Origin of the sequence: Olivibacter sp. CPCC 100613 (assembly GCF_036959255.1) — a bacterium.
Lineage (GTDB): Bacteria > Bacteroidota > Bacteroidia > Sphingobacteriales > Sphingobacteriaceae > Olivibacter.
Map to the genome: position 1 here is coordinate 189,544 of NZ_JAWMTI010000003.1, position 11,929 is coordinate 201,472.

11 protein-coding genes are annotated in these 11,929 nt (G+C 39.0%); 4 read left to right on the forward strand and 7 right to left on the reverse strand.

All coding sequences use genetic code 11. From position 1 onward, the window contains the following. Positions 1-108: 108 nt before the first annotated feature. A complete protein-coding gene (locus RYH73_RS11770; RefSeq protein WP_335313631.1) occupies positions 109-924 on the reverse strand; it encodes a phytanoyl-CoA dioxygenase family protein in 816 nt (271 codons plus the stop codon). A gap of 338 nt (positions 925-1,262) precedes the next feature. Between RYH73_RS11770 and RYH73_RS11775 the strand changes: the two genes are divergently transcribed. Then, a complete protein-coding gene (locus RYH73_RS11775; RefSeq protein WP_335313632.1) occupies positions 1,263-2,141 on the forward strand; it encodes an AraC family transcriptional regulator in 879 nt (292 codons plus the stop codon). Here RYH73_RS11775 and RYH73_RS11780 read toward each other — a convergent pair. From RYH73_RS11780 to RYH73_RS11790, 3 genes are all read right to left on the reverse strand, one after another. Further along, positions 2,113-2,955, reverse strand: coding sequence for a sugar phosphate isomerase/epimerase family protein (locus RYH73_RS11780; RefSeq protein WP_335313633.1), 843 nt, complete (start codon positions 2,953-2,955; stop codon positions 2,113-2,115). The genes RYH73_RS11775 and RYH73_RS11780 overlap by 29 nt on opposite strands. 10 nt (positions 2,956-2,965) lie before the next feature. Beyond that, entirely contained in the window at positions 2,966-5,482 is a 2,517-nt protein-coding gene (locus RYH73_RS11785) for a hypothetical protein (RefSeq protein WP_335313634.1), read from the reverse strand. 282 nt (positions 5,483-5,764) lie between these two features. Beyond that, a complete protein-coding gene (locus RYH73_RS11790) occupies positions 5,765-6,301 on the reverse strand; it encodes a DUF4168 domain-containing protein (protein WP_335313635.1) in 537 nt (178 codons plus the stop codon). Positions 6,302-6,656: 355 nt separating this feature from the next. On the opposite strand from RYH73_RS11790, the gene RYH73_RS11795 reads away from it, so the two are divergent. From RYH73_RS11795 to RYH73_RS11805, 3 genes are all read left to right on the forward strand, one after another. Further along, positions 6,657-7,025, forward strand: coding sequence for a response regulator (locus RYH73_RS11795; RefSeq protein ID WP_335313636.1), 369 nt, complete (start codon positions 6,657-6,659; stop codon positions 7,023-7,025). Positions 7,026-7,041: 16 nt separating this feature from the next. After that, on the forward strand, positions 7,042-8,106 hold the full coding sequence (gene dinB / locus RYH73_RS11800; protein WP_335313637.1) for a DNA polymerase IV: 1,065 nt from the start codon (positions 7,042-7,044) through the stop codon (positions 8,104-8,106). Between the two features lie 163 nt (positions 8,107-8,269). Continuing rightward, positions 8,270-8,887, forward strand: coding sequence for a porin family protein (locus tag RYH73_RS11805; RefSeq protein WP_335313638.1), 618 nt, complete (start codon positions 8,270-8,272; stop codon positions 8,885-8,887). 81 nt (positions 8,888-8,968) lie between these two features. Here RYH73_RS11805 and RYH73_RS11810 read toward each other — a convergent pair whose 3' ends face one another. The 3 genes from RYH73_RS11810 to RYH73_RS11820 form a co-directional block, all read right to left on the reverse strand. Further along, the gene (locus RYH73_RS11810; protein WP_335313639.1) at positions 8,969-10,222 is read right to left on the reverse strand and encodes a sulfate adenylyltransferase subunit 1; all 1,254 of its coding nucleotides are present in this window, start codon (positions 10,220-10,222) and stop codon (positions 8,969-8,971) included. Positions 10,223-10,308: 86 nt separating this feature from the next. Beyond that, positions 10,309-11,214 (reverse strand): sulfate adenylyltransferase subunit CysD, encoded by a 906-nt coding sequence (cysD, locus tag RYH73_RS11815; protein ID WP_335313640.1) that lies wholly within the window; start codon positions 11,212-11,214, stop codon positions 10,309-10,311. Positions 11,215-11,224: 10 nt separating this feature from the next. Further along, the gene (locus RYH73_RS11820) at positions 11,225-11,926 is read right to left on the reverse strand and encodes a phosphoadenylyl-sulfate reductase (protein WP_335313641.1); all 702 of its coding nucleotides are present in this window, start codon (positions 11,924-11,926) and stop codon (positions 11,225-11,227) included. Positions 11,927-11,929: the final 3 nt, after the last annotated feature.

Here is an 11,929-nt window from a genome sequence, read left to right on the forward strand (position 1 = left end):
GACTCCTTTCACCTTCGGAAGAAGATAGAAGCTTTTTAACAAGGCTTTTGGTGGTATCCTCAAATTATCATTTACAGTCTGCTATTCGACCTGAAATATCCTGTATATTTATGCAGTAAATATCAGTGGATTTTGGTTTTCATCATTTAAAAGATCACCAATTTTAAGCTGATGCAAGTAGGCTTCCGGTAGAATGTTCGGGATTCCATTATACACACTGCCAGTAGGCATATAGGCACAGGTCATCGCTCGGCGCATACCTGACGTCATGTTCGCATGAGCGCCATGAATGGTTAATCCATTATGAAAAGAGCAGCTACCTGCTTTCATGGGCGCCGATACAGACCTGGCCTTTGCAAAATCTGGGTAAAAGGAAAATATAGCATCCATATTTTTCCCGATTCCGGGATTTTCGAATCCTGTCAATTTATGTGAACCTGGAATAAAAAAAAGACAACCGTTTTCTAAGGTTGCATCGTCCAGGGCAACCCAGATTGAGAGAGCTCTCCTATCTGAAAAGGACCAGAATGGCGTATCCAGGTGCCAAGAAGTTGGGTTGGCCCATGGTTTTTTAATCAAGGCCTGATCATGCCATATACGAATACCTTCTACACCAGCTAATTGTGCGGCCATTTTTCCGATTTTCGGATCGCACATCAACTTGCTTACCCGCTGATTGGTTTGCCATAAGTTGATCATTTGATCGAACACTTTGCCAAAATATTCAGCATCTGAATTGATACCATCATCTTCGCCAACCAGACTGTTTTTGCCCGGAATTTTCTGACCTTGTCGCTGCTTAACTGCCTCACTCACTGCCTCTCTCCAAACCTCCAGTTCATGATTATTGAGAAAATTTTCTATAATGAGATAACCATTTTCCTGATAAAACTCAATCTGTGTTGAGCTGATTGTTGTATTCATTTGAGTACTGATTTAATGGTAAATAATTGTTAATCGGTTAAACAAAAATAAATAAAGGCATTCCTTTTTCACTTTACCAAAAAATACTTTTATTTATACTTTTTGATATTTTTATAATGTAGAAATCAGCTATATAACTCTATAAAAGAAGGAAATATTTAGGTTATAAATGACTAAATACAGACGGTAACAAGCATTTTTATATATATACAAATCAATATTCAACTGTCACAATCTTATTTAATCGCTTGATCTCTATTTTGTTTTCGATCGTAACATATTTCATAATTTGCACTTTTTGAAAAGATATTCTATTTTTATGTTTTGAGAAAATCTAGATGGAAAACTATCGTAAATATCTTAGCATTAGCACTTTTGAGAAAGATTGGGGTTTCCATATAAATACGGTTGGCTCTGCAAAGGTTGGACCTAATAAAAACTATCCAAATAATCGAGTGCATCCCATTGACCATTCTTTCACATGGGATAAAGGGCGAATTCTTGATGGGTACTACATCGTTTTTATCACAAAGGGAGAAGGTGTGTTAGAATCTGCACGTACAAAAGCGTCAAAGGTTAAAGCAGGCACTTGCTTTTTTCTCTTTCCAGGTATTTGGCATCGATACAAACCTCATCCGCAATCCGGTTGGGAAGAGTATTGGGTTGGTTTTAAAGGAACCTACCCCGATCAGCTGATGCAAAAAGGGATATTCACGCCTGAAAATCCCTTCGTAGAAGTTGGGATGAATGAAGAATTTTTACAATTGTTTCGCGATTTGATCGGAAGGGTAATTGCAGCCGAGGTAGGTTATCGACAAATCATCACCGGTATTACACTTCAGATATTGGGCTTATTAAATGCAATATCAAAATATCGAATGCAGGGCGCTAACCACCAATCAAAATTGATATCGAAAGCAAAGTTTCTACTTCAGGAATCAATTGAAAATCCGGTTAATTTAGAAGAGATGGTAAAAGAGCTCCCCATGGGTTATTCTAAATTCAGGAAAAGTTTCAAGGAGATAACTGGCATATCTCCTAATCAATATTATCTTGATCTACGATTAGATAAAGCAAAAGAATTATTGATATCGACCAATCTAACTATTAATGAGATCGCCTATAAAACGGGCTTTGGATCCATCTTTTATTTCTCACGCTTGTTTAAGAAAAAAAATGGCGTTTCTCCTAAAGCATTCCGAACTGACTACCATTAGTTCTTTTATAGCGGCTGTCCAACAAATTTTTCATAAAACAATTAAGTTCAAATTGGTCTGCTAGGGGTTCGCTGGTAACAGGATCAGCGGGCATGTAAGGAAAAGGCCCGAATTCCGTGGTGAAGCTCAACAACTTGGTTCCTATTTCTTTATTAGTTTCGACGATCTGATCCCACCAATACAGAAAGTGATTGAGTGCGTACTGATATTTAGCGGCTCTCGGATCAGGGACTTGAGGCCCCTGCTCATACCCTATACGTGCATGCACATGCCGTGTACGACGAATTGCTTCCTTCACGGTGTTTTCAAAGTATTGAAGCATGCTTTCTGTTACACAGGTCCAATGAGAGAAATCTGCAGTTATCTTAACCTGTTTACGTAGATTAAAAATAGTTTGCATCATCTGCGGCGAGTAGCCAAGTCGCCCCCGATGGGTTTCATGTACAATAACGACACCTGTTTTAGCAGAAATTTCTTCTGCAATGTCAACCAGAACAATGTGCTGTTCCAATGGAAAGTAATCCCTTCCCGTATGGGAATTGATAAGCAGAGGTCCTGGTTCAGCACATGCTAGCAGTTCCCGAACATAAGAAGCTTTAAACTCATTAAATGTACGGCCATTCGCAGCATGTTGATGTGTTACCAAAGTCATTTCATGTTTCTGGAGAAAGTTATAGAGCAAATGTCGGTCTTTTTTACAGTCAGGTAACCACAAATCATATCCATCATAACCTGCTTTTTTTACCTTCTCAAGAAAGGTTTTATATTCCAAACACTCATATCCCCATAACGGGCTAAGTATTTTTATATCCATTACTCAATTATTAGTCGGCCCTAGGCTTATCGATTTTTTTCAAAACAAAGTGGGTTGTTGATACAAACATGTTCTTTAATGACAGCGTGCCTTCTTTAGAGGTGCGAACACTTCTCAACTGATTATCAATCAACACCGTATAATTTTCCGATGGCGGCAAACCTTCAAACATAAGAACATACTCACCTGGTGCAATATTGAACGAAAAGTTTGTTTTGGTACAGGAATCGATCATCAAATCGATATGACCATTATTCATTTCCTTGATGCTCAACATCATTTCTTCCCGATTATGGGGATAAAAGCGAAGAACATTATCGGTTTTAATTGCGCCAAATGCACGATTAGATTTCACGGAAAAATCTGCAGCTGATAATCGATAATCGTTCTCACGCAATTCTATCTGATAACTTACACCACGGAGTATATATGAAAATTTGGTTCCGTTTAGCGAAGTTGTTATATGCGGTTCCAGCCCCATCCGATTCCATTGTGGACGCACACCATATATATCTCTATAAAGTGCTGTAATGCTTGTACAAATACCCGATAGTACATCATCACCCAGACCGAGCTGCGTAGTTCTGCTATACCGTTGAGACGAGAGTCCGTCCTTTTTATATTGTTTAAGAATGTTTTGAATATACTTTAAAGCAATATCTTTATTGTATTTAGCATATGCCCTAACGCCCAAATAGCCCCAGGTTGGAAATATATCACCATTTTCATATTTTGGAAATGGCCAATTTCCGTCGCTTACTTCTTCCCTCTTAAACGAATCAAAACACAGAGGCCAGTGAAACAGTCTTTCCGCTTCCGTCCGCTTCTCGATTTGATCCAAGATTAATTTGATCCGTTGGGGATCATCACAAAGTCCGAATGCTATTGCCGCAAAATTTATAGGAGTTACCAAGTTATCCCCATGCACAGCGCCATCGTTATCACGCCAATACACATATTGTTTTTTTTCTTCCAACCAAAACCCACCATCTTCTACCGGTTTGTTAAACGAATCTTTGAGCGATTCTGCAATCTTCATATAATAAGTTGCCTTTTTCGGACTGCCCAAAACACGTTCACATTCTGACCAAAGCCTAAGTGCCTCGAATAGCTGTGCGTTTACAAAGGCATTTTCAAAACTGGCCCATACGATATCCAACCAGTCACTGGCTGTTTTATCAGTCACACCCTCATTCATCATTTCAAAAATTCCGTTACCATTTGAATCACGTTTAATCAACCAATCGAGCGCTTTTTCACAACTGACTTGATGGCCACGTAACCAATTCAGATCACCGTTCAAAGCAAATTGCTCGGCAGTGTTGATAACATAACCTGTTTGCGAATCGATGGTATATCCCCACATGGCCTCATAATAGCCGGTTTGAGAATTATAGGTACCCTGCATCTCATCGCCAGGGGCGTTATGCCATCGCGAGAGCACCCGACCATCTGGTAATACAGCTTGGTTCCTTTCTTGGTCCAGTGTTGCGGACATATTTTTAACATAATTTGTATCATTCAGCGCCATACCTATTTGCGCAAAAAACGGTTCATGTAAGCACTTCCAATTGGTCAGCCAGCCATTTGCTCCAACAATGTTATTATCTACTACCCCGTACCTCCCTGTCGTGTTCATCAACTCGCGTACAGCCTCTGCATCAATACTCGGCAATACACCTCGATTATATTCTGTCGGATAATCAACATACGCTAAGGTAAGTTGCAACTTTACGGTACTCTTTTTTACTTCTATAGGAGCAAATACATCTGTTTTTTGGGAAACAAAACGGCTCAAGTGATAACGCGGCTTCATCGTGTTTTCACTTACTGATTGAATAATTGTAAAGGTACGGTTTTCGCCATGTGAATATTTTGCAGCCAGTTTTCCTCCATTCATTGCGCTCGCTTTGATACGCAACGCATCAGGCAAGTGTTCATTCCATAACGTAACACCGGCAGTATGAACACCATATGTATCGTTTTCTCGTTGCAAATATTTACACCACACCATTCCACCATTATCAAAAATACCGCCTTTCCAAGTTGAGAGGTCTGAAAAGCTCCATTTGGGAAGCGCTAGCTCTTCGACTAAGGCATCCTTATTATAAGTTCTGGTAATTTCCCATAAAATACGGTTATTTTGAAGGCGAAAACTCCAATTTTCATTTACTGTCAAATCTTGATTACCAAAGCGGATGCCTTCGAGTGTTATATCGTTGACACTTTCTTTAATCTGGATATTTTGAAGTAGTCCCCGGGAAGAAAATTGTTCATTTTTTATACGAAATCCGGTATAAATCCCTAGGTCAGAAAGCTTATTTTTTCCATTTAAATCAAGCCTTTTTACCCGACAGCCTTCAGCATAATCTATTACTATTGAAAGCTTGGTATCTGGAGTTACTAAAGTAATTGTCTTCTTGAACGGATTGTGTTCAATTCCTTGAGATTTAACTTCGATAGCATGGCATACAATGAGAAAAAGAAATAGAAAGGCAGAAAGACATAAGTTAAATTGCGGCATCATCTTGCTTCTTCGGTATTAATAAATGGTTTGTCAAAACTAAGTGATGTTCACTATAATCCTTTTATCCTAACGATGATTTTATTTTCACTTTTTGATACTTGAAAGAGGTCGATAATAAACCTATCGATAATTCAATTAGCCGATCGATTTTATTTTTTTTCGTCGTCCACCCTTTTTCATATAACGGTGTAAAATTCTTAAAAAAAGAAGGCCATCATTTCTATGAATGATGGCCTTCTTTTTATTCTGTTCCTGAAGTCCTGATCAAATAAGCAGGTTTATTTATTTCTGTTCTGTTCCCGCAGACTTCCCCTGTTTTTCTTTAACTTTCTTATCTAATATGCCTCTGACTTTTTCACTTTGCTGATATGCTTGAGCAATCTGCAAATAAGTTTCCACTTTTAATCCTTCTTCCTCAACTGCCTTTGCCATTTTCCCTTCCAAACCCTGTTGCATACCGTTGATTTGCTCCGCTGCTTTTTGGAATACCGCCACATCTTTTGGATCTTGCTTTGCTACTGTACTGTCTTGCTTCTGCTGTGCTTCGGCCATGGTGTTAAATTTCTCAACGGACATTCCTTCCTTTTCAATAATTTTGACCATCTCGCCTTGGGCTTCCGTTTGTATATCAGTTATCTTTTGGTTGGCATTGAGGAATTGATCAAGCTCCTCTTCCTTAAAATCTTCTTTTACTTGTGGAGTTTGCGATTGAACAGGTGCTTGCCCATATACAACTGAATTGGTCAAAATAGTTAATAACAATGCAAGTGTGCCAAAGGCCATGCTGTATCTTCTTCTAGTTCTGTTAAATGCTCTCATTTCTACGTATTTTAATAAATGTATCTATTATATAACGTGGTCATGGGATATTATTGCCCACCACAAGAATTAACAGAACAATTTCCACGCCATTCCCTCGATTTATCACAAAAAAAAGTGTTATTGATGAGTTATATGTACTATCTGTTAAGATATTTATGAACACGGGTACCTGTGCACTTACTCCGTTTTTTACAATCTAGCTAACTTTAGCAGTTGATTTATATATAGCCAATATTATTTAGTAATCATAGGAATTATATTTACTTACACGGACGGGTTTGCGTAAAATAATAGTTGAAAATTTAGACGCCTAGTACAAAAAAGGTATTTTTGTAAAAAGCAATAGAATAGAATGCGTAATAAGATACTGATTCTTGACGATGACGAGGATATACTTTACTTCTGCTCGGTAGTATTTGAAAATTTGGATTTTGAGGTTGTATCGTCTCCTCATAGTAAAGATATTCTAGAGCAGGTAGAAAATGCGATGCCGGATATTATCTTAATCGATAATTGGATACCCGGACTAGGTGGTGTAAAGGCAACTCAAACGTTAAAAAGTACACCCAGTTTAAGTGAGATCCCTGTTATTTTGTTTTCTGCCAATAGCAATCTACCCACGTTAGCGGAAGAAGCAGGAGCCGACAGTTATCTTAAAAAGCCCTTTGATTTAGATGAGTTGGAAAATTTAGCTTTGTCTCTGTTGAGAAACAAAGCCTAAAGCATTTTTATTTATTATGTTGCTCCGCAAGATTATTCACGTAGATATGGATGCCTTCTATGCATCAATCGAGCAACGAGATAATCCAGCTTATCGAGGTATTCCCATTGTTGTCGGTGGGTTACCGGATCAACGAGGCGTAGTGGCAACGGCAAGTTATGAAGCAAGAATTTTTGGCATTCATTCCGCCATGTCTTCCAGGAAAGCGCAACAGCTCTGTCCTCACGTAGTATTTGTACGACCGAGATTTGAAGTTTACAAATCTGTTTCCAATCAAATACGTGCTATTTTCCATCGATACACGGATATTATTGAACCTTTATCACTGGACGAGGCTTACCTGGACGTCAGTGAAGATAAGCTGGAAATCGGTTCTGCAATCGAAATTGCAAAGGGAATAAAAGAAGCTATCCGATCCGAGCTTAATCTTACCGCATCGGCTGGCGTGTCTACGAATAAATTTGTTGCCAAGATAGCTTCAGATATGAACAAACCTAACGGACTTACCTTTATCGGTCCGTCAAAGATTGAAGCCTTTATTGAAGCTTTGCCCATTCAAAAGTTTCATGGGATCGGCAAAGTAACGGCAAAAAAGATGAATAGTTTGCAGATTTACAAAGGCTCCGATTTAAAAAGACTATCTAAGGCCCACTTAATCAATCTCTTTGGAAAAGTTGGAAATTTCTACTACGATATTGTCCGTGGAATAGATGACCGGCCTGTTCAAACGTTTCGCGAGCTTAAATCGATCGGTGCAGAGGATACATTTGCACGCGACTTGATTGAAGAGCAAGAACTCATCGCTGAATTAAAGATAATAGCGCTACGAGTCGCTAGGAGGCTGGAAGTGAAACAAGTGCAAGGGAGCACCTTAACACTCAAAATTAAATTTGCCGATTTCAGGCAGATTACACGGAATTATACGCATCCAAGTCCAATCGACCTTGATCAGTTAGAAGTTTTTGCAATCGATCTTTTGAAGGCAGCTCCCGTTGAAGGTAAAGCTGTGCGATTACTAGGTGTCACTGTCTCGAACTTCTACCTACCAAAATCAACAAATAATCAATTATCATTGTTCTAAAAGGTCGTCATTTTTTTTGCAGAAGTAAGCCCACTGTCTTAAAATAAGTACAGCAATCGAGCTTATAAAAATGAACTTAAAACACTAAAAAACAAATATTTATGTTTTTGGCTTAGCTATTGCAATTTGACTAACAACAATAAAAAGTTAAATTAATTAAATCATGAAAAAATTATTATTATCGATTACAGCTTTACTTTTTGCAACAGGAGCATTTGCTCAACAGGAAATGGGTTTTGGTTTAAAGGCAGGGGTTAACTTCCCGAAATATAGTTTTTCGGACGGTGATGCTAGCACTGGAAGTACAACTAATTTTCATATCACGGCCTTTTTAGACGCACCTATTGCGACTGATAGGTTCTACGTTCAACCTGGAATCTCTTTGCAGGGAAAGGGAGCTAAGTTAACCTATGGCTCAATAGGTACAGTTAAACAAAATACGATGTGGATTGAAGTACCGGTAAACTTCGTTGCTAAATTTCCGGCGGCTGATGCCGGTAACTTTTTCTTGGGTGCAGGCCCCTACATCGCTTTCGGTATTTCGGGTAAAAACAAATATGAAAGTGGTTGGGGTGAAGCGGAAACCGACTTTGATTTTGGCAAAGACGGCGATTTAAAAGGTACCGACTTCGGTTTGAATTTTATTGGTGGATTTGAATTTAATAGTGGCCTAATGATTCACGGCGGTTATGGTCTTGGATTAAGTAACCTTGCTCCTGACGGATCTAACGGTGATATTAAACAGCGACTTTGGACCGTTGGTTTAGGATTTAGAATCTAAACCGAAACATGTTCTTCTAAAAAAGAAAGAGCTGTCGAAATTCGGCAGCTCTTTCTTTTTTATAGTAAACAGGTTATTTTTCTAATAATCCAGTGCAACACGGAACATCAGTGCTCCAACTGTCAGATTAGTTCGACTATCAATTAATATAGCTGCTCCGTTTGCTCTATTGTCGTCATATAAATCAAAAGGAAGCACATCGGCAGTTTTTAATCGCACCCTACCAATATCATTCAACTTAAACTCGCCGACGCTATGCTTTTCTAAGGTGTTAATATCTACATTGTAAACGATTTCCTGAACTTTGCAACGAGATAACTTGCTATTATGCTGTATAAGATAAGTTAAGGAAAGATCTAAAGGTCGTGCATCCATCCAACATAAATCGGCCTCCACCGTTTGAGATTGATAGGGTAAACTGCTACTGTTTACGATAACGTCTCCTCTACTGATATCGATATCATCTTTTAGATGAATAGTTACCGACTGACCGGCAAAAGCTTCATCGAGATCCTGATCGAGTTGCTCAATTCTAGCAACCGTTGATTTCGATCCTGAGGGCAAAACTGTTACTTCATCACTCACCTTAAAAGTGCCACTGGCAACTTTTCCGGCATAACCACGATAATCGTGCAGTTCTTCCGTTTGCGGCCGAATAACCCATTGTACTGGTAAGCGCGCATATTCTACATCCAAATCGCGGCTAACATCTACATTTTCCAAATAGCTTAACAAGCTGTCCCCTTGATACCAGGGCATATGAACAGACTTCTGCACCACGTTATCCCCTTTAAGTGCACTCACAGGAATATAATTGACTTGCTGCAAATTTAGCTGATGGGCCAATGCTTTATATTTTGCAATAATAGCATCAAAAACCGTTTCACTGTAATCCACCATATCCATCTTATTGATACAAACAATTAAATGTTTAATCCCTAATAAAGAAGCAAGGTAAGAATGACGAATAGTTTGTTCCACTACACCATTACGTGCATCAATTAAAATAATGGCTAAATCAGCCGTGGAAGCGCCAGTCACCATATTCCGTGTATATTGTATATGTCCTGGGGTATCCGCTATTATAAATTTCCGTTTTTCTGTCTGAAAGTACTTATAAGCAACATCAATGGTAATACCCTGTTCCCGCTCTGCACGCAAACCGTCTGTTAAGATGGCTAAATCGATACTACCATCATCATTTTTACGTTTGGAATTTTGCAACGCCTCCAGTTGATCCGCCAAAATTGAGCCCGTATCGTAAAGCATCCGCCCAATAAGTGTGCTCTTACCGTCATCCACGCTACCAGCCGTAAAGAATTTCAATATGTTCATTTCTTTCTTCGTATATTTAGTACCTGTTGGTATCTATAACTCCTATTTATCTGCTATTAACCAAATCACCAAAATTGATGATTACATTAAAAATATCCACCTTTCTTACGGTCTTCCATTGCTGCCTCTGACACTTTATCGTCCATACGCGCACCTCTTTCACTAATTTTCGACCGACTGATTTCGTCAATAATATCATCAATTAAAAAGGCCCCTGATTCTACGGCTGCCGTACAGGTCATATCCCCTACCGTGCGAAAGCGTACTTGTTTTCTTGTAATGACGTCTTCTTCATCCATATTTAGAAAAGGTGACGCTGCCATCAGCTGTCCATTACGTGTAATGCAATCACGTTCATGTGCAAAATAAATGGATGGAAGTTCTATCTCTTCTCTTCTAATATAGTTCCAAACATCTAGCTCGGTCCAATTACTGATGGGAAATACACGGACATTCTCTCCTTTATGAATTTTACCATTATATATATTCCATAATTCAGGACGTTGACGTTTAGGGTCCCATTGCCCAAACTCATCTCTTACTGAAAAAATACGTTCTTTGGCTCGTGCTTTTTCTTCATCTCTTCGAGCTCCACCAATGCAGGCGTCAAATCCATGCTTGGCAATGGTATCGAGAAGTGTAACTGTTTGCAAGGCATTACGGCTTGCATTTTTTCCCTTTTGCTCGATGACTTTTCCTTCATCGATCGAATCTTGCACATAACCAACAATCAGCTGTTCGCCAATTCGCTCAATCATTTTGTCGCGATAAACAATGGTCTCCTCAAAATTATGCCCAGTGTCTATGTGCACCAGTGGAAACGGAAATTTCCCTGGTCTAAACGCTTTTTCAGCTAAGCGCACCAACGTAATAGAATCCTTCCCTCCGGAAAAAAGGAGAGCCGGTTTTTCAAATTGACCAGCTACTTCTCTCAGAATATGAATAGCCTCTGCTTCTAGCTGATCTAAATAATCTAAACTGTTTTTACTCATTTTAATTGCATTATGATTGAGCGGCATGTAAACCGCATTCTTTCTTTGATTGATCTTCCCACCACCATCGGCCCGCGCGAAAATCCTCTCCTTCCCGAACAGCCCTCGTACAGGGTGCACAACCAATACTTGGAAAACCTTTGTCGTGTAAGGTATTATAAACGATATGGTTTTCTTTAATATAGTCTTTTACATCAGTCAAAGACCAATCGAAAATAGGATGAAATTTAACAATTTGATTTCCTTCATCCCACTCTAAATTTTCCATTCCTTGCCTATTCGCTGATTGTTCGGCACGGATACCGGTGATCCAACATGCGTTCCCCGCTAAAGCACGCTTAAGCGGTTCAATTTTGCGAATATAACAGCATTCTTTTCGATTGTCAACCGATTCATAAAAACTGCTAGGCCCTTTAGTACTTACCATATCTTCCAATAAACTTCTATCCGGATAGTAGGCATGGATGGGTTTGTTGTAAATTTCTAATGTTCGGTTCCAAACATAATAAGTTTCCGGAAACAGTCGGCCTGTTTCGAGCGTAAATACCTTAATCGGTATGTTATTGCTGAAGATTATATGGGTTAAAGCCTGATCTTCCCAACCAAAACTAGTAGAAAAAACAATCTGTCCGTTAAATTCTTTTGCCAAAAGGGTTAACGACTCTACTATATTCAGTCCCCTCAACTTCTCTTTCAAATCGTGTAAGTCCATCCT

Excerpts from the sequence above, each read along its gene's own strand:
- RYH73_RS11770 (WP_335313631.1), bottom strand. The coding sequence starts at position 924 with ATGAATACAACAATCAGCTCAACACAGATTGAGTTTTATCAGGAAAAT.
- RYH73_RS11775 (WP_335313632.1), top strand. The coding sequence starts at position 1,263 with ATGGAAAACTATCGTAAATATCTTAGCATTAGCACTTTTGAGAAAGAT.
- RYH73_RS11780 (WP_335313633.1), bottom strand. The coding sequence starts at position 2,955 with ATGGATATAAAAATACTTAGCCCGTTATGGGGATATGAGTGTTTGGAA.
- RYH73_RS11785 (WP_335313634.1), bottom strand. The coding sequence starts at position 5,482 with ATGATGCCGCAATTTAACTTATGTCTTTCTGCCTTTCTATTTCTTTTT.
- RYH73_RS11790 (WP_335313635.1), bottom strand. The coding sequence starts at position 6,301 with ATGAGAGCATTTAACAGAACTAGAAGAAGATACAGCATGGCCTTTGGC.
- RYH73_RS11795 (WP_335313636.1), top strand. The coding sequence starts at position 6,657 with ATGCGTAATAAGATACTGATTCTTGACGATGACGAGGATATACTTTAC.
- dinB (WP_335313637.1), top strand. The coding sequence starts at position 7,042 with ATGTTGCTCCGCAAGATTATTCACGTAGATATGGATGCCTTCTATGCA.
- RYH73_RS11805 (WP_335313638.1), top strand. The coding sequence starts at position 8,270 with ATGAAAAAATTATTATTATCGATTACAGCTTTACTTTTTGCAACAGGA.
- RYH73_RS11810 (WP_335313639.1), bottom strand. The coding sequence starts at position 10,222 with ATGAACATATTGAAATTCTTTACGGCTGGTAGCGTGGATGACGGTAAG.
- cysD (WP_335313640.1), bottom strand. The coding sequence starts at position 11,214 with ATGAGTAAAAACAGTTTAGATTATTTAGATCAGCTAGAAGCAGAGGCT.
- RYH73_RS11820 (WP_335313641.1), bottom strand. The coding sequence starts at position 11,926 with ATGGACTTACACGATTTGAAAGAGAAGTTGAGGGGACTGAATATAGTA.